Origin of the sequence: Brevibacterium metallidurans (assembly GCF_037101285.1) — a bacterium.
Lineage (GTDB): Bacteria > Actinomycetota > Actinomycetes > Actinomycetales > Brevibacteriaceae > Brevibacterium > Brevibacterium metallidurans.
Map to the genome: position 1 here is coordinate 1 of NZ_BAAAAF010000019.1, position 15,612 is coordinate 15,612.

The following is a 15,612-nucleotide window of genomic DNA, read 5'->3' on the forward strand; positions in this document are numbered from 1 at the left end:
GCCGAGACCGCAGGCTGCAACCAGCGGTCTCGGCGCTAAGTGGCGGTCTCGATGACCAGAGTGCCGCGCGGTGACGCTCAGGCGAGGGCGAAGCTGAGGATGACGAAGAGGGCGAATGAGATGACCGGGGCGAACGCGGCGATCGCGATGGCGAGAATGCCCTGAGTGCGACCCCGGCGGGTCGCCGTGGCCACGATGCCCATGACGAGACCGGTGAGCCCGAGGACCGCGCACAGACCCTGCACCGAGAAGAGGCCGACTGCGATGCCGGTGTACCACGAGGGCAGATCGGAGAAGTAGTAGCCGCTCGCGGCCTCCATCGGGCCGACGGTCGAGCCGAGGATCGCCGAGGCGATGAGCGAGAGCCCTGCGGCGATGATCGAGAGGATGAGCGCCGCCTTGCCCAACCTCGGCGACAGTGCGCCAGGTCCGGAGGAGGCGGCGCCGGCGTCGGGCGCCCCTGTGCCGGCCCACGAAGCCGCCGCCGCAGAATCGGGGACGGATCCGCTCGGGCCGGAGCGGTTCGGATGGTTGGGGAAGTGATCATCGGCCGACATCTGAGCGGCCAGTTCGTCGTCGGTTGGCTGCGGGTATGCGAAGTTCGTCGAAGTCATGTCTTCGACGCTACGCACGCCGAGACGCCGATCACATACGGCTACCCGGTTCCCGGGGTCGGGAAATCCTCACTCCTTGATTCCTCACTCCTTGACGGCGGCGATGAGGAACCGCTTCTGCGTGACCTCGATCGGCCGGCGTTCGGCGGCGAGCCGCTCGAGTGCGCCGATGTGATCGCCGACGGCGAACCCGGGGGAGTCCCACGGGACGTAGGCGAGGTACTCGATGACCGCCTCGACGTCGGTGAAGCGCATCATGCCCATCCACCGCCGCGCCGCCTCGATCCGCAGCCCCTCGGCTTCGACCTCGTCGACGCACTGCTCGAGCTGGACTTCCGGATGCTGCGGCACTCCGCCGAACCATCGGCGGAACTCCTCGGCCTCGGTGCCGTCGACCTGCTGCGTGAGGAACAGGCCGCCCGGGGCGAGGATGCGGGCGACCTCGGCGATGTCATAGCTCTCGTGCCGGTTCATGACGACGTCGAACTGCCCGTCCGGCCACGGCATCGGCTCCCCGTCCTCGCTGTCGTAGGCGGTGACCTCGATCCCGTAGTGCTCCAGCGCCGAGGTGGCCACGGGAACATTGGGTGCCCACCCCTCGGTGGCGCGGATGATGACGTCCGAGGCGGTCGCGGAGTTGCGTCCGCGGAAGCGCTTGACGATCGAGATGAGCCGTTCGCCGCCGCCGGTGCCCATGTCGAGGACGTCGTCGGCGTCTTCGATGGCGTCGAGGCACATGGTGTCGAAGTCCCAAGGCGGATCGTCGGCGATGAGGCGTCCTTCGAGGGCGGTGAAGTTCCATCCGGTCATCGCCGCGGTCTCGTGGATCCAGGTCCAGCGGGAATGGCGTTCGGCCGTGGATTCGGCGCGAGCGCGGCTGCTGTCGGCGAATTCGGGCATCTCGACGCTCCTTCGTCAGGCACTGCGGCCGGTGATTCGAGCCTAGCCGAGTCGGGGGAGGTTGCGAAGCACCGTTCAAGCACGATTCGGCGGTGTCTGCGGCGAATCCCTTCAACTGCGGCTGCCCGAACCCGGCCGGCCCGTCCTCACACGAGGAAGCAGAAGACGAGCACGAGTACGACCCCGGTGAGCATCCCGAGGCAGTTGAGCCAGAAGTCCCGACCGACGTACCGTGCCCGGATGTGCGCCCAGGCCGCTGCGAGGAAGTAGACGACGAGACCGGTCACCGCGGCCAGCCCGACCCCTGGGATCCAGAACCCGGCGAGAAGGCCTGCGACCGCGAGGAACTTCACGACCGCGAGCACCCACCACCAGTCCCTGGGCAGACCCACGCCGTCGAGGCATGCGGCGATCGCCCGCGGCGGACGGAAGGTCATCACACCGTCGCCGAGGACGACGACGGCGAGGACCGCCACCGGCCACCAGGGGTCGGGGATGAGGGTCACGGCGCCCTCCGGAACCGGGTGTGGAAGGCGATGATGTGCGAGAGCGCGGCCACCGCGTCGTCGACGCTCATGTCGCTGGCTGCCCAGCGGAAGAGCACCCCCATGTACGAGTCGTAGAGCGCGGCGGCCGAGGCCCGCGCGTTGTCCTCGCTGATCCCGATCGACGTGAGGTTCTCACTCAGAGCGGTCTGAAGGTCCCGGGCGAGGCCGTCGAAGACCTGCGGTCGGCCGTGGACGCGGATGAGGGCGGCCGCGTAGTCGCGGGAGAGGTCCTCGTGCGCGGCGAAGAATTCAAGGAACGGCAGGAAGATGCCGAGGAGATGGTCCTGCACCGCCGAGGCGGTCCCCCGGTTCGCGCGGGCGCGCGGAAGGTCGTAGGTGCCGTCCTGGAGTTGGGCGATCCAGCGGTCGTAGCAGGCGATGAGCAGGGCGTCCTTGTCGCCGACGGCCATGACGCGGCCGACCGAGACCTCGGCGGTCTCGGCGATCGCGCGCACCGTCGCGGCCCGGTAGCCGTGGGCGAGGAAGAGGTCCGCGGCGGCGGCGAGGATGCGGTCCTCGGTCCGCTGCCGCCGAACCGATCGCGCATTTGACTGAACATGTTCACCGGGCATGATTCCACTCTACGCTCGGGCGGTGTCGGCGACAAGGCGAGGGTGCGAACGGTGGTCGACGCTCCGGTGGCCGCGGGGCGTCGACTCGATGATGGCTCGCTACGGCTCGGCAATGGCGTCCGACGGCGGCCAGGCACCGTTGCCCACATCTCAAAGTTAATGTACCTTAACTCTATGCGATCGAACGAGCCGCGGACCCCACGGGCCGGAGGCGCCGCCTCGGCGGGCAGGAAAAGGCGAGCCTCCCTCGTCCTGCTGCTCGGGCCCGCGTTCGTCGCCGCCGTCGCCTACGTCGATCCGGGCAATGTCGCCGCCAATCTCACCGCGGGCGCCCAGTACGGCTACTTGCTCGTCTGGGTCCTCGTCGCCGCGAACCTCATCGCCGTCCTCGTCCAGTACCTGTCCTCGAAGCTCGGGCTCGTCTCCGGGCAGTCGCTTTCGGGCATCCTCGGCCGCCGTCTCGGAAGGAAATCGCGGCTGGCGTACTGGGGGCAGGCGGAGATCGTCGCGGTGGCCACCGACCTCGCGGAGGTGGTCGGCGGGGCCATCGCACTGAAGATCCTCTTCGATCTGCCGCTCCTCCTCGGCGGGGTCATCGTCGGCGTCGTCTCCCTCATCCTCCTCTCCATCCAGTCCTCGCGCGGGCAGCGGCCCTTCGAGTTCGTCATCATCGGATTCCTCGCGATCATCGCCGTCGGCTTCCTCGCAGGCCTCGTCGTCGGCGACGTCAGCTGGGGTGAGGCTGCCGGTGGGCTGCTGCCCAGGCTCGAGGGGACGAACTCGCTCGTCCTCGCCGCCTCGATGCTCGGGGCCACGGTCATGCCGCACGCGATCTACCTCCACTCGGCACTGTCGGTCGACCGACACGGGGGACAGCCGCGGACGGCGATCCCGCGGCTGCTGCGAGCGAGTCGCTGGGACGTCGTCGCTTCGCTCGTCCTTGCCGGCTCCGTCAACATCGCCATGCTCCTGCTCGCCGCGGCGGCGCTGCGCGGGGAGGGCGGCACCGACACGATCGAGGGTGCGCATGCGGTGGTCACGGCCAACCTCGGCGAGGTGGTGGGACTGCTCTTCGGCATCGGGCTGCTCGCCTCGGGGCTGGCGTCATCGGCTGTCGGCTCGTATGCTGGCGCGTCGATCATGCAGGGGCTGCTGCGGGTGAACGTCCCGATCGTGTGGCAGCGGGCGGTGACGATGATCCCCGCGCTCATCGTGCTCGCACTCGGCACCGACCCGACGTGGGCGCTCGTGCTCAGTCAGGTCGTGCTCAGCCTCGGGATCCCCTTCGCGATGGTGCCGCTCGTGCGGCTGACGTCGAACCGGGCGGTGATGGGAGAGTTCGCCAACGGCCGCTGGATCACGGTCGCCGCGGTGATCGCCTCGGCGCTCATCATCGCCCTCAACGTCATTCTCATCGTGCTCCTGCTGCTCGGGATCGAGTAGCGGGCATCGAGTAGCGGCGTGCAGTTCGTGCAGTGAGTGGGTCGCTGAGGAGGCCCGGTTGCTGATCTCCTCCAGTCGCGACCCCTCCCGCCGACGCCACCTCTCGTCGAGACCGCCACTTAGCGTCGAGACCGCTGCTCACAAGTGGTGGTCTCGGTGCGAACTGGCGGTCTCGGTGGAAGCGCGGTGAGGCATGGAGGTGCGGAGGCACAGCGGCGCGGAGTAGTGTACGCGTGGCCGGCGGCGACCACCTCTCGTCGAGACTGCTGCTTAGCGCCGAGACGGCCGCTCACAACTGGTGGTCTCGGTGGGAAGTGGCGGTCTCGGTGGAGGCCGGCGCGGCTACCGTCCGCGCAGGTCGACGGGGCGGAGGATGACTCGTGGATCGCTGCGCACCCACCACGGCGGCGTCTCGCCCGCCTGCTTCGCGGCTCGGCGTTCCGCGCTCGTCGCGTAGCGGTAGGTGAACATCCTCGCGCGGATGAGGGCCGGGGCCTGTCCGTCGAAGGGATCGGGGCCGAGCAGCCGGCGGATGAGCGGGTCGCCGGTGCCGAGGCGTTCGATGAGCGCGAGGAACCACGCATCCCGGTAGTCGCCGAGCGCTGCGAACCACATGAGCCAGTCGAGGCGCAGGTGATAGGGCGCGACGACAGGTCCGCGCCGGTGGACCTCACCGGGCTTGCCCTTGAAGACGTACTCCCGCCAGCCGTCCGTGCCCGAGGGGTCGAGCGTGCCTTCGATCGCGATCTCGTGCCTGACCTCGGACATCGACCCGAACGCCCCGTAGGCGTTGCCGAGTCCCCAGCGGTTGAAGTGCGCATTCATCAGCTGCCTCGGCGAGAAGAGGTTGCGCAGAGCGGAGACGTTGAGCACGCACTGCCAGGCGACGAACGCGATGATGAGGAGAACCCACCACAGCGGGGACTGCGCGGGACCTCCGGAACCGGCGGCCGCCTCGGCGGGAGAGGGATCCGCGATCCGAGAGATCAGGGAATCGATGCCCCATCCGGGGAAGGGACCGCCGAGGATCCACCGGAAGAACGAATCGCTGATACCGGCGCACGCGAGGAGGATCGTCGCCCAATTCAGCCACGCATAGTTGCCGGTGATGACGAGGGCGAGCTGGGTGATGATGATCGCCGTCGCGGCGAACGAGGCGATGGGCTGTGGGAGGAAGAGCAGCCACGGGGCGATGAGCTGGACAATGTGGGAGCCGAGCGTCTCGCCCTTGTGCCACCAGGTCGGCATGAGGTGCGCGCGTCGGCTGAGCGGGTTCGGCATCGGCTGGGTCTGGTGGTGGTAGTTCATCGCGGTGAGGTCGCGCCACGACCGGTCACCGCGCATCTTGATCATGCCGGCGCCGAACTCGACGCGCACGGTGAACCACCGCAGCAGGAGGATCATGAGCAGGGGCGGGGCGACCGCATGCGAACCGAGGAAGCCGACGAGGAAGCCGGCCTCGAGCAGCAGGCTCTCCCAGCCGAAGCCGTAGAAGCGCTGCCCGATGGCGGAGATCGAGAAGTACAGCCACCACATCAGCAGGAACACGGGGATCGGCGCCCACGCAGGACCCGCTTGCGGGAGCCCGAGGACGACGGTGGCCGCGAGCGCCATGCCGAGACCGCAGACGATGCGCAGGTTCCGATCCGAGTACGGGGTGCGTGCCCAGCGGAAGAGGCTCGGCGCCTGCTTCGCCGTGGTCAGAGCGAGGAAGCGCGGTGCCGGAAGCAGCCCCTTTTCGCCGAGGAGGGCCGGAAACTGGTTCCAGGCGTTGAGGAACGCGATGAGGAAGAGGAGGGCGAAACCGCGTTGGAGGACCTCGCGGGCGATTCCGTAGTCGGGGGCGTCGAGGAGCGCGAACACGGTGGCGGCGTCCATGGTCTCCTCTCCCGCCTCGGCGAACCCGCGGCGTCGCGGGCGCGGTCCCGCAGTCAGGCCGGACCACCTCGGCGAACGGCCGGCACCGGCCTCATCTTCGACTATGACCCGATTCTGTGATGTGGGCAACAGCGGAAGCGGCTATCCTCAGGTCAACGGCGCGAACCCGCGCCGGGGCACGACGGTCGGATCGCACTGCGCGACCGGCCGCCGGAGGGCCCGCTATCCCCACACCGCCAGGAGGCATCATGAGCGACCACCCGCAGAAGACCAAGGAATCCATCCTCGGCCATCCCGCCCCTCGAGACATCGAGTGGAAGCAGTTCATCACGATGTGGGAGAACTACGCGGACAAGGTCGAGCAGGAGTCGGGCGATCGCCTCGCGGTGGACATGAACGGCCACCGCGTCGTCTTCCGCCGGCAGCATGACGGTCTGGTGAGCATCGAGGACATCGAACGCGCCCGCCACCTCTTCGCCTCCCACGAGAGCACCGAGGGTCAGGGGCACCTCTTCGTCGTCACGATGACCGAGGAGGACGCCCGCTTCTACGACTTCGACCTCAGCGCCCACGACGTCGAGGTCGACCAGCACGAGCACGAGAAGAACCCGGACTCCCGCGGCCACCACATGCGCACCGTGGAGAAGAAGACCGGCCGCGACGACAAGAAGGACCTTGACCGGTTCTTCGACGACCTCGTCACCGAGATCGACAAGTCGGCGGCCGGACGCGACTTCGTCCTCCTCGGCCACGGCGCGGGCACCTCGAACGCCGCCGAGGACTTCGAGAAGTTCCTCGCCCACCGGCACGAACCGCTGCACGAGCACATCATCGCCTCCGGAGTCATCGACCTCAGCGCCGCCGGCCTGCCGGAGATCGAGAAGAAGGCGCAGGAGCTCGCCGGCCGCTGAGGCGGGTGAACTCGACGGAAATCCTTCGGCGGCCTGTTCCCAAGGGCGTCTTCGGCACGTAGCCTGTCAGCAAGGCGGCTCGTCTTCAAGAGGACGACTCAGACCCGCCGTCGAGCACCCCGCGGGTCCCGCTGATGCCACAAGAAATCAAGGAGGAATCATGACAGAATCCAACTTCGATCCCAACGAGACCGAGGGTCCGGCCGACGGCGGTGCCGCGGGTCAGCCCGGCGTCCACGATGGCGGTGCCGATGGTGGCGCTGAGGGTCCGGCCGACGGCGGTGCCGCTGGTCAGCCCGGCGTCCACGATGGTGGCGCCGATGGTGGCGCTGAGGGTCCGGCCGACGGCGGAGCTTCCGGTCAGCCCGGCGTCCACGATGGCGGTGCCGACGGTGGCGCCGAGGGTCCGGCCGACGGCGGAGCCTCCGGCCAGCCCGGCGTTCACGACGGCGGCGCCGACGGAGGAGCCGACCGGTCTTGAGCACCTCTGCACCTGATCTCCGACACCCCGGCGTCTCCTCTGACGCCGGGGTGTTGGAATCCCGCCTCATCGAGATTCCCCGTGCCACCTTCGCCGACGACTACTGGGGCAGGCGAGCCCTGCTCAGCCGCGGCGTCAGCGACTTCTCCGACCTCTTCTCCGCGGCCGCGGTCGACGAACTCATCTCCTCCCGCGGCCTGCGCTCCCCGTTCCTGCGCGTGGCCAAGGACGGTGCGACCCTGCCGACGTCCTCCTTCACCTCCCCGGCCGGAGTCGGGGCGACGATCGGCGACCAGCTCGACGACACCCGCCTGTGGCGTCAGTTCCACGACGGCGCGACCCTCGTCCTCCAGGCCCTGCAGCGTACGTGGGCGCCCATCGGCGACTTCGCTGCCGCTCTGAGCAGCGAACTCGGCAACCCCGTCCAGGCCAACGCGTACATCACCCCGCCCCAGAACCAGGGCTTCGACGACCATTACGACGTCCACGACGTCTTCGTCCTCCAGATCCAGGGCACGAAGCGCTGGGTCATCCATGAACCCGTCTTCGATGCGCCGCTGCGTGACCAGCCGTGGACGGATCGTCGGGCCTCCGTCGCCGAGGCGGCCGCCACCGAACCTGCCATCGACGCCGTCCTCGAACCCGGCGATGCCCTCTACCTTCCGCGCGGGTGGCTCCATGCCGCCACCGCTCAGGGCGAGGTGTCCATCCATCTCACGCTCGGCATCCACAACTGGACGCGGTACGGCGTGGCCGAGCAGCTCGCGCAGGTCGCGCTCGCCCGCCTCCAGGACGACCCTGCGATGCGGTCGAGTCTGCCGCTGGGCGAAGCTCTCCCTGACGACGAGGTTCTCGAACGCATCAGAGAAGCCATGGTCGCGGCCCTCGCCGAGGCGAACCCGAACCCGGGCATCGAACGGACCCGACGGACTCAGGCCAGGCCCGCTCCGCTCGGTCCGCTGGCCCAGCACGAGGCGATGCGGAACCTCTCCGGGTCGACGAACGTCCAGCTCAGGGCCGGTCTCGATCCGACCGTCGACGGGGTGCGACTGCACACCCGGATCGGCTGGTTCGACTTCTCCGATGACGATCTCGCCACGGTGCGCCGCCTCCTCGACGGTGCTCCGCTCACGGTCGAGGAGATCGGCCGTCCCTTGGCCGAGCGACTGCTCGCCGCCGGAGCTCTCGTCCCCGCCCACGGGTGAGCGCGCGTGGACGGGAGCGCGGGACCTGCCCCTCGACACCGGCACGACGGCCCTGAAACTGTGACCGGTACTGAGACCGTGACTGGCCGTGAGACCATGAGCGGCCGTGAGCCGACGACCATCCGTAACACGACGGACGGCCGTGACACGACAGCCGGCACTGTCACGACGCCCGGCGCGCAGGGTTTCCGCTGCTCGACTGCCGCACGGGAGCGCGGCGACGGCATCGTCGGCACCGCGCCGATGGGCACCGACTGGGTGCTCATCGAACACCGCGGCGGCTGGCCGCTCAACGGCTTCGAAGGTCTCGACATCGACTGGCGAGTCCGCTCCGAGGTCTTCTACGCGGCCCAGGCTCTGCGCGCCCGGATCCTCCTCATCCGCAGGCCCGGTCGGCGCACTCGCAACGGCCCCGGAGTCTGGGGAGTCATGCACCTCGAGAGCACTGGCCGCCTCCGCCAGATGTGGGGATCGTGGAATGAGGACGCGGATCTCCTCGCGATCTGCAGCGCCCTCGAGGTAAGTCGGCAGCGGTCTGCGGAGTCATCTCTCGCCGAGGCTGTCGACCTCCCGGACACCGACCTCCCCGGTGTCGACCTCGACGAAACCTACGACGCCGGTCTGCTGCCGCCCGTGATCCTCGTGTGCGCGCACGGCCGGCATGATGTCTGCTGCGCCGTGCGCGGGCGACCGGTGGCCGCGGTCCTCGCCGAGCAGTGGCCTGACCTGGTGTGGGAGTGCACGCACGTCGGCGGTGATCGGTTCGCCGCGAACATCCTCGTCGTCCCCGACGGGGTCTACTACGGCAACCTCGACGAGGACACCGCGGTCGAAGTCATCACTGGTCACCTCGCCGATGAGATCGACGGCTTCCACCTGCGCGGATACACCGACCTCAATTCGCTCGAACAGGTCGCGGTCGCCGCAGTGCTCACCGCTCGTGGCCCTGCCGGGCGCTTCGACTACACGATCGGGGGAGTCACCCCGGACGCCGGCCGGTGGACCGTGCGCGTCGTAGGGCTGCGAGAGGATCTGGGGTCCTACGACGTCGCGATCGGCGTGAGCCGCGGAGCACCGAACTTCCTCACCTGCCGCGGAGTCGAACGCGCGGTCGCGAACGTCTTCACCGTCACCGCGGTTCGCGAGGTCCCCGGCGACTGAGCCCCACCTCGGCGGGGGACCATCGGATACCCTGATCCCATGCGTGCAGGCGAAGTGTCCGAGGTCAGCCAGGACTACCTCAAGGCGATCTGGTCGGCGCGCGAATGGGGTGGGGATCCGATGACGGCGACCGAGCTCGCGCAGCGCTTCGGCACGACGAAAGCCAACGTCACAGAGGTGCTCAAGCGCCTCGACGAGCTCGGCCTCATCAACCGCGTGCCCTACCGGCCGCCCGAGCTCACGGCCGCCGGGGAGACGATCGCGCTGTCGATGGTGCGCCGGCACCGGCTCATCGAAACCTTCCTCGTCGAGTCGCTCGGCTACAGCTGGGATGAGGTCCACGACGAGGCCGAGTCGCTCGAGCACGCCGCCTCCGACCTCCTCATCGACCGCATCGACGCGTTCCTCGGGCACCCGGGCGCGGACCCGCACGGGGATCCGATCCCGGGTCCCGATGGCGACGTCGAGTCGCATGACTCGTCTCTTCTCCTCGCCGAGGCGGGGCCCGGGACGCATACCGTGCTCCGTGTCTCCGACGCCGATCCTGAGGTCCTCGCGGTTCTCGCCGAGGTGGGACTCCGCCCCGGTGCGACCGTCGAGGTCGTGTCCGGGACGGGCGGGGGCATGTCCGGGCGGGGCGGGGCCGGAGACTCCCGCCCCATCGAACTCAGCGTCGACGGCGGGGCGACGATCGAGGTCGAGCCCGCGGCCGCCTCGGCGGTCTACCTGTCCTGAACGGGTTGCGCTCCTCATCAAAGGTGAAGAACGGTCATTCCTATCTGAGACCGGGCCTCCCGAGGCCGGGCTTCCGTCCCGGCGCGTTCAGGTCGAGGATTCGGCGTCGGCTGCGATGCGCCGGGCACGGACCATGAGTGAGGCGCGGGGAGAGATCTTCGCCCGGAGATAGTTCGACAGACGCCCGGCCGAGGTGCCGAGTCGCGCAGCGAATTCGGTCTGCCTCAGGCCCGAACGTCTGACGAGCTGTGCGAGCTCGTCGGCGACGGCCGACTGCTCTTCGGCTTCGGCATCCTCCCTGGCGTATCGCAGTCCGGCAGCGAACAATGCGGCCGTGCCGCTGTCGACGGATTCGTCCTCATCGTCAAGGTCGAGGTGGCGCACGATGTCCTCCACGGTTCGGGCGACGGGCCCCCATGGGTCGGCGAAGATCTCGTTCATCACCGGAGCGTAGTCGTCGGCGCCTCCATAGGCGAGGATCGATGCGATGACCTCCGGGTGCCAGCTGCGCACCGGATCCGCCGACGACCCTTCGACATTGCGGAACATCAGCTCGTTGAAACTCATCGTCGATCCCCTTTCCGCGTCATCGCCACAGCCACCCTTCTGCACTGTTCCACGACCGCGGACCACTCCGTCCACTCGGGTCGCAGGCCCTTGTAGTCAGCAAGCCGATCGAGAGTCCGTGTGTCCTTCGGGCGCGGATCGGCGAGTGCACGCTCGACTGCGGTTCTCACCGGAGCCCGATCGGACCGCGGGTCGTAGTAGGAATCGAGGCCGGCCAACGTCTCCGCCGCGAGATCGATGCCGAGGTGATCGCTCACCGCGGCGACATCGAGGAAGTCGCGCACCGACTTCCGCTGTGAGGCCAGGAACGCCTTCACTCGCAGGATCTCCTCTGCGGTGGGTACGCGGAGAGTGCGCCCGGACGGCAGCCGATGCTCCTCGACTTCGAGCGGACGAGCTCGGCGGAGATTGCGCACCCCGGCCTGAAATCCGTCGAGCTCACCCATGATGGTCAGCGGGGGTTTCGAGACGTTCGGGTCAGTCGCCCAGCCGTCGAGGCTCTCGACGGCGTCGAGGATCGTATCGTACCTGTAGCGCAGATCCATAAGGACATGGTCGTGGTCGTGGGAGATCCGGTGCCGCGAATGGAACGCAGCCGCAGTGCCGCCGACGACCACGGCACCGGGAACTGCCTCCTGGAGTTTCGCAGCCGACTCGAGCAGCTCTGCGAACTCCGTCCCCGCCTCCTGCGGCTGTCGCTCTGACTCATTCATGACAAGATGTTACCAAATATGGCAACAGAAGAACGGGGCTTTCGGTGTCGTCCGCGCCCGCAGTCCGGTTCGACGAATTCGCAGGATCCTCCCCACTCCCCGCCCCACAGCGGGAGTAGGCTCACAGGTATCGGCCGGTGAGAGCATCGGCCGCCCGCACGAAGACAGGGAGAAGACCATGGCACGGAAAGTCGCTGACGACCTTTGGGACATGCTCATCGAGGCCGGTGTGAAACGCTGCTACGGCATCGTCGGCGACGCACTCAACCCGACGATCGACTCCCTGTCGAGGCACCCGGAGATCGAGTTCATCCACGTCCGCCACGAGGAGTGGGGGACCTTCGCCGCCTCGGCGGATGCCCAGCTCAGCGACGGACCCGTCGTCGTCTGCGGAACTGCCGGCCCCGGTGTCACCCACCTGCTCAACGGACTGCTCGACGCCTACCACGAGCAGGCGCCGGTCATCGCGATCGCCGGGGATGTCGAGACGGACATCATCGACACCAACGCGATCGAGGAGGTCAGCCCCTACGACCTCTTCCGCACCGCTTCGCTCTACACCGGACGCGTCGTCAACCCCGAGCAGTCGCGGGCGGTCTTCCAGCAGGCGATCACCATCGCCACCGAGGAGCACGGCCCCACCGTCATCGCCCTTCCCGGCGATGTGGCCAGTGCCGACTCCCCACTCGACAGCAAGCCCACCTACACGGCGGCGCGCGGCTTCACGATGACTCCCCGGGAGGAGGACGTCCAGGCGGTCGCCGATCTCATCAACTCCAACGGGCGGATCTTCCTCTTCGGCGGCAACGGCACCGCTGATTCCGCCGACCTCGTCAAGCAGCTCTCCGAGAAGATCAACGCACCTGTGGGCTACACACTCAAGGGAAAGAACTGGCTCGAGGCGGACAACCCGAACGCGGTGGGCATGACCGGGCTGCTCGGCTACGGTGCCGCCCATGACTGCATCAAGCAGGCCGATGTCATGCTCATGCTCGGCGCCGACTTCCCGTTCCCCGGGTTCCTCGACCGGGGGCATGCGAAGATCGTCCAGGTCGACGGCACTCCCTCCCACCTGGGGCGCCGCGTTGCATTGGAGGTCGGTGTGCCGGCCGACGTCGGAACGTTCCTGCAGATGCTCCTCCCGCTCGTCCGGGAGAAGTCCGACGACCAGTTCCTCCGCACCGCCCAGCGGGTGACCGAAGGCTGGAGGAAGCGGCTGCGCCACTACGTCGACGGCGGTGAGAAGCGCTCACCGATCCGACCCGAGTACCTCGCCTCCCTGCTCGACGAACTCCTCGACGACGATGCGATCGTCTCCGTCGACACGGGCACCGCGGTGATCTGGGTGGCCCACCAGATGACGTTCGGCGGTGACCGCTTCCAGTTCGGTTCGTACTCGTGGGCGTCGATGGCCGATGCCTCGCCGTACGCCTTCGGTGCGACGAAGGCGATGCCCGGTCGGCAGGTCGTGGCTCTGTGCGGCGACGGAGGCTTCTCGATGCTCGGCCTCGGCGATCTCCTCACCGAACGACAGTACAAGTCGAACATCGTCCACGTCGTGCTCAACAACGAGGAGCTCGATTTCGTCAACATCGAACAGCAGGAGGCAGGGTTCCGTCCGTGGGGCACCGAGTTCCCGGCAGCGAACTATGCGGCGATCGCCGAAGGATTCGGGGTCAAGGGCATCCGCTGCGAGGATCCTGCGCGCTTGCGGGAGCAGCTCACCGAGGCGCTCGAGTACAAGGACGGCCCCGTCGTCGTCGATGTCGTCGTCAACAAGCGCGCCCTCGCGCTGCCGTCGACGGTCGACGGTGAACTCGTCGGCAAGTTCACCCTCAGCGTCCTCAAGCGGGCCCTCCACGGTGAGATCCCCGAGCTGTGGGACGAGGCGAAGGACAACATCCGACTCCTCTGAGGCGATCACGCCCGACCGTCGATGAGCTTGAGGGTGGGGCGTGGCCCCGCTGATCGAACAGCGTCCCCGGCAACAGCGATCGGGAGTTGGGAGAAGGTCAGCTGATGGAGGAGCTCGACGGGCACGCCGAGTTCGTCTGCGACCTCCTTTGAGGAGACTCCCTTGTTCCGCAGGTGCGTGAAGACGTGTGTGAAGACACGAGAGCGTTCGCGGCTCATTCCTCCAGGCTCGTCAGTGCGATACCCGAGTTTGCCCAATTCGACGAGATTCTGTCGGTAAGCCCACTCGCTGGAGAGTTCGAGGTCGTGGAAGCGCCGTGCCATGGCTATGGCGGACACTCGATAGCGGGTCTTGAGCGTGAGCACGTCCGATACCGCCGGAGCAGGGCCTGCCGCGGCGCGGATCTCAGCGGCAGGCATGAGCAGTTCTGCAGCGAATCGGTTCGCTTCTGCTTCGAGGTCTCGGCCGAATGGTGCAGTCGCCGACTCCTCGGTTGTCTGGTCAGGTTCAACCGGGTGACGGGTGTGCATGATCAGGTGACCCAGTTCGTGGGCAAGATCGAAACGTGTGAGTTCCGCTGTCTTCTCGGTCGAGAGGAAGGCGAAGGCCTGGCCGTTGAGGATGAAGCTGAAAGCATCGACGGCACGGGCACTCGGTGGCAGCGAAAGGACCCGGACCCCATGTGCCTCTGCGAGCTGAATGAGGTTGGGCAGCGGTTCCGGTCCCCTGCCCCACATCGCGCGGAGCAGTGCTGCCGCCGAGGCTGGGGCATCGCCATCGGCGTCGGGCAGAACCTGCTGTGGCAGGACGAAGCGCTCCGTGATGAAGTCGTAGACCAATGTGCCGATGGACGCCGCCGCACGCGCTGAGGCGCGCTGTGCCGAGGTCGCGCGACGGAGCGCGCGAAAGAAGCCGACGTCAGGGGAGAGCAGGTGTGTCTCTGCAAGAGAGAAGAAGTTCGGCAGGACTCCGAGAACGGCGCTGAGGGATTCCGCGCGCGAACTCGGAGCTCCTTCGGTCTCGAAAGTGTGGATTCTCCGCGCGGTGACGCCGATCTGCTTTGCGAGCGCGACTTTGCTCAGACCGCTGAGCTCGCGGGCAAGACGGATCCGGGTCGGGTCCAACATATCGGGCTCACCCCCTGTCGATTCCATCGTCCCGGTGGAGGCTCCTCCGTCTCAGACGATTCCATCTTCGTCGGCATCGGCATCGCTCGACCAGAACCGCGGGTCGTGATCTTCGACTTCTGCGCCGCAGTCGACGCATGTGCGCAACTCTACGGTCTTGTCCTCGTTGAGCCGACCCGGCGCCAGACTGCTGCTTTCGTTGCAGTTCGGGCACCAGCCGTTGATGTAGCGACGAATATGCGATCCGATGATTGATTCCATGGCGTCCTCGCGATGGTCAGTGTAATGATCGTCGACTTCAGCCTACTCGCGGACAACGGCCCGCTGAAGGAGTCGGGAACTGCAGCTTCGGTCGAAACGCACGCCCGCCGTCGATGAGCCTGAGGGCACCGAAGACCAACCCGGCAGCCGATGGCATGCCGGTTCGCCGAGGTGGGCCGGCCCATGCGAGCCGACCCACCTCTTCGCTGTCGAACCGTCTCAGCCCTGCCGGCGGGGCAGATTCCACCGCGGCTGCGGCTGACTCTTCTTCCCGTGTTGGGGCATGTATCCCCGCTCGGCCTGCAGGTGAGCCTTGTCGTGGCTCTTGACCGCGGCGTCGACTCCCGGGATCGGGGCTTCGAGCCTGGCGGTCGGCTTCTCAGCGCCGACGATGGGCAGCTCGCCGGTGATGACGGGCTTCGCATCGGTGGGCTGGGAGTCGGCGACTGCCTCGGCGAGGGACCGGCCCGATGACGTGCCGGACCCCTTCGCGGTGGTCCCGGTCTTCTTCGACCCTTTGTCGGTGCGCATTGTCTCTTCCTTTCCTCGTGCCGTTCTCGGCGTGTTGGGGGTTGTGGGGG

Annotated in this window: 16 protein-coding genes; 7 read left to right on the plus strand and 9 right to left on the minus strand. The window is 67.8% G+C overall.

Annotated elements, in window-relative coordinates; all coding sequences use genetic code 11:
- Positions 1 to 77: 77 nt before the first annotated feature.
- The 4 genes from AACX88_RS15955 to AACX88_RS15970 form a co-directional block, all read right to left on the minus strand.
- Positions 78 to 614, minus strand: a complete 537-nt coding sequence (locus tag AACX88_RS15955; protein ID WP_339393848.1) for a hypothetical protein — start codon at positions 612 to 614, stop codon at positions 78 to 80.
- 84 nt (positions 615 to 698) lie between these two features.
- Complete coding sequence (locus AACX88_RS15960) at positions 699 to 1,514, minus strand: class I SAM-dependent methyltransferase (protein WP_339393849.1); 816 nt, start codon at positions 1,512 to 1,514, stop codon at positions 699 to 701.
- A 146-nt stretch (positions 1,515 to 1,660) separates the two neighbouring features.
- On the minus strand, positions 1,661 to 2,020 hold the full coding sequence (locus AACX88_RS15965; RefSeq protein WP_339393850.1) for a DoxX family protein: 360 nt from the start codon (positions 2,018 to 2,020) through the stop codon (positions 1,661 to 1,663).
- Positions 2,017 to 2,634 carry a TetR/AcrR family transcriptional regulator gene (locus AACX88_RS15970; protein WP_339393851.1) on the minus strand — a complete coding sequence of 206 codons (618 nt, stop codon included), beginning with the start codon at positions 2,632 to 2,634 and terminating at the stop codon, positions 2,017 to 2,019. The genes AACX88_RS15965 and AACX88_RS15970 overlap by 4 nt, the downstream gene beginning before the upstream one ends.
- Positions 2,635 to 2,808: 174 nt before the next feature.
- Between AACX88_RS15970 and AACX88_RS15975 the strand changes: the two genes are divergently transcribed.
- Positions 2,809 to 4,077, plus strand: coding sequence for an Nramp family divalent metal transporter (locus AACX88_RS15975; protein WP_339393852.1), 1,269 nt, complete (start codon positions 2,809 to 2,811; stop codon positions 4,075 to 4,077).
- Positions 4,078 to 4,419: 342 nt separating this feature from the next.
- On the opposite strand, the gene AACX88_RS15980 is transcribed toward AACX88_RS15975, so the two are convergent.
- The gene (locus AACX88_RS15980) at positions 4,420 to 5,955 is read right to left on the minus strand and encodes a lipase maturation factor family protein (RefSeq protein ID WP_339393853.1); all 1,536 of its coding nucleotides are present in this window, start codon (positions 5,953 to 5,955) and stop codon (positions 4,420 to 4,422) included.
- 248 nt (positions 5,956 to 6,203) lie between these two features.
- On the opposite strand from AACX88_RS15980, the gene AACX88_RS15985 reads away from it, so the two are divergent.
- From AACX88_RS15985 to AACX88_RS16005, 5 genes are all read left to right on the plus strand, one after another.
- Complete coding sequence (locus AACX88_RS15985; RefSeq protein ID WP_339393854.1) at positions 6,204 to 6,866, plus strand: hypothetical protein; 663 nt, start codon at positions 6,204 to 6,206, stop codon at positions 6,864 to 6,866.
- 160 nt (positions 6,867 to 7,026) lie between these two features.
- Positions 7,027 to 7,347, plus strand: a complete 321-nt coding sequence (locus tag AACX88_RS15990; RefSeq protein WP_339393855.1) for a hypothetical protein — start codon at positions 7,027 to 7,029, stop codon at positions 7,345 to 7,347.
- Complete coding sequence (locus AACX88_RS15995; RefSeq protein WP_339393856.1) at positions 7,344 to 8,552, plus strand: cupin domain-containing protein; 1,209 nt, start codon at positions 7,344 to 7,346, stop codon at positions 8,550 to 8,552. Before AACX88_RS15990 ends, AACX88_RS15995 begins: the two co-directional genes overlap by 4 nt.
- Positions 8,553 to 8,648: 96 nt before the next feature.
- Entirely contained in the window at positions 8,649 to 9,713 is a 1,065-nt protein-coding gene (locus AACX88_RS16000; protein ID WP_339393857.1) for a sucrase ferredoxin, read from the plus strand.
- A gap of 39 nt (positions 9,714 to 9,752) precedes the next feature.
- Positions 9,753 to 10,448, plus strand: coding sequence for an iron dependent repressor, metal binding and dimerization domain protein (locus AACX88_RS16005; RefSeq protein ID WP_339393858.1), 696 nt, complete (start codon positions 9,753 to 9,755; stop codon positions 10,446 to 10,448).
- A gap of 87 nt (positions 10,449 to 10,535) precedes the next feature.
- Here AACX88_RS16005 and AACX88_RS16010 read toward each other — a convergent pair whose 3' ends face one another.
- Positions 10,536 to 11,015, minus strand: a complete 480-nt coding sequence (locus AACX88_RS16010) for a helix-turn-helix domain-containing protein (protein WP_339393859.1) — start codon at positions 11,013 to 11,015, stop codon at positions 10,536 to 10,538.
- Positions 11,012 to 11,728 carry a hypothetical protein gene (locus AACX88_RS16015; protein ID WP_339393860.1) on the minus strand — a complete coding sequence of 239 codons (717 nt, stop codon included), beginning with the start codon at positions 11,726 to 11,728 and terminating at the stop codon, positions 11,012 to 11,014. Before AACX88_RS16015 ends, AACX88_RS16010 begins: the two co-directional genes overlap by 4 nt.
- A gap of 178 nt (positions 11,729 to 11,906) precedes the next feature.
- Here AACX88_RS16015 and AACX88_RS16020 point away from each other — a divergent pair, with 178 nt between their 5' ends.
- Complete coding sequence (locus AACX88_RS16020; protein WP_339393861.1) at positions 11,907 to 13,643, plus strand: thiamine pyrophosphate-dependent enzyme; 1,737 nt, start codon at positions 11,907 to 11,909, stop codon at positions 13,641 to 13,643.
- 5 nt (positions 13,644 to 13,648) lie between these two features.
- On the opposite strand, the gene AACX88_RS16025 is transcribed toward AACX88_RS16020, so the two are convergent.
- Both AACX88_RS16025 and AACX88_RS16030 read right to left on the minus strand, forming a co-directional pair.
- The gene (locus AACX88_RS16025; RefSeq protein WP_339393862.1) at positions 13,649 to 14,770 is read right to left on the minus strand and encodes an XRE family transcriptional regulator; all 1,122 of its coding nucleotides are present in this window, start codon (positions 14,768 to 14,770) and stop codon (positions 13,649 to 13,651) included.
- Positions 14,771 to 14,821: 51 nt separating this feature from the next.
- Positions 14,822 to 15,031 (minus strand): hypothetical protein, encoded by a 210-nt coding sequence (locus AACX88_RS16030; RefSeq protein ID WP_339393863.1) that lies wholly within the window; start codon positions 15,029 to 15,031, stop codon positions 14,822 to 14,824.
- Positions 15,032 to 15,612 lie beyond the last annotated feature (581 nt).